The organism is Pilimelia columellifera subsp. columellifera (assembly GCF_039532605.1).
Taxonomy (GTDB): Bacteria; Actinomycetota; Actinomycetes; order Mycobacteriales; family Micromonosporaceae; genus Pilimelia; species Pilimelia columellifera.
On record NZ_BAAARY010000065.1, the window covers coordinates 1 to 1,406 of the forward strand.

Annotated in this window: 1 protein-coding gene; it reads right to left on the reverse strand. The window is 65.6% G+C overall.

Going from position 1 to position 1,406, the window contains the following annotated elements:
- Window positions 1–161 precede the first annotated feature (161 nt).
- Window positions 162–1,178, reverse strand: a complete 1,017-nt coding sequence (locus ABD287_RS18320) for a sulfotransferase (protein WP_344174775.1) — start codon at window positions 1,176–1,178, stop codon at window positions 162–164.
- Between the last annotated feature and the right edge of the window lie 228 nt (window positions 1,179–1,406).

A 1,406-nucleotide genomic window follows, 5' to 3' on the forward strand; every position in this document is an offset into this window, starting at 1 on the left:
CTCAGGCGAGTACTTCGACGTCCCCAACGGGAACTCCTGTCCTATGGATCAACACGATCCAATGATCAGGGTGTCCACGATCAAGGGGCAACTCCCCTGGGCCGACCTGTTCGGGAGTCAGCCGTGGTTTGGTGAAGTCGCTCCACCACCGAACGGCGGCGTCACAGGGAGCTCAAGGCCAGTTCGCCCGGGGCACACGCGGTCCGCAGCTCGTCGCGGACTGACCGGTCCAGTTGGCCCGCCGCGCCGACCCGGGATGGCTCGATCAGGCCGCTGACCTGGTCGAGCCATTGAGCGTCGGCGTCGACGCCGATGTACGACGCCAGCGCGGTGAACTTCGCGCGAGGATCGGCGAGCAGATCCTCATAGCGCAGATCGAGCCGAGCCTCCCCACCCAGTCCGGCAAGTTCCTGGACGCCCTGTTGGATCATCGTTGACCAGAATTCGCCAAACTCCCAGAGCGGGATGTCGACCCCCATGAGCGCCTCCTCACTGAAGTCGAGGCGGAAGAGCCGCTGGAACTCAGCCGGGAGCGCGGCTGCACTGTTCTTGAGTAGACCGTTCGCTGGTGCCCCCACGATCCGGGCAGCTACCCTGGGCAACACCATCAGACGGAAGCCGAAATGCCGGCTCATGGACAACGCGCAGTCAGCGCCGTCGCGGAACATATGAACGAACCGCGCCTCCGGAAACATCTTCCGCAGGCGGTGCACGAACAGCAGTGACGCCCCAGACCGCTCGACGACGACGCGGCGACCGAACCGCTGCGCGAACCAGCTGTACAAGTCGCGGTAGTGCTCTCCGATCGGCCGGTGCGGCCAGGAGGGAATTTCCGCCTCAAGCTCGTCATACAGGGCATCTGGGTCGTCACTGAGGGCTGGCAGGGTCATGTGCCTGATGGCGGGAACGCCCCGGCTACCGCCGAACCTGCCAGTCTCGTACGGGTACACCTGCTCCGGCGTGCGCAGGCCGTTTCGTACCATCGCGTCTACAGCCTTGTCGGGGGCGCTGAGCAGCTGCCAGAACTGTGCGCCGTCGAGCGGTTCCACAGGGAAGGCGCGGTTTCGTAGCGAGGCGAAGAACTCGCTCAGGCAGAGCACCGACGGATGGGCGTTGAGAGCCCTGCTCAGCATCGTAGATCCGCATCGGCCGGTGCCGACTACGAAGGTCAGTGCCATCACCGCTCCTACCTTGGCTGAGCCTCAAAGTGCCAGATCCGCAACGTCACAAGGCAGGCCGGCTGGTCACGTGGTGTTGAGGCGTTGGGCGGCGATGTGGGCGCCGTCGTGGCGGAGCTGGGGGGCCAGCGCGCGGGCGCGGTTGGCGACCGAGGGTTGGAGTGCCTGTTGGAGGGCGTCGGTGAGGGTGTCGGCGGTAGGGGTGTCGCTGTGGTGGTGGATGCCGAT

Excerpts from the sequence above, each read along its gene's own strand:
- ABD287_RS18320 (WP_344174775.1), bottom strand. The coding sequence starts at position 1,178 with ATGGCACTGACCTTCGTAGTCGGCACCGGCCGATGCGGATCTACGATG.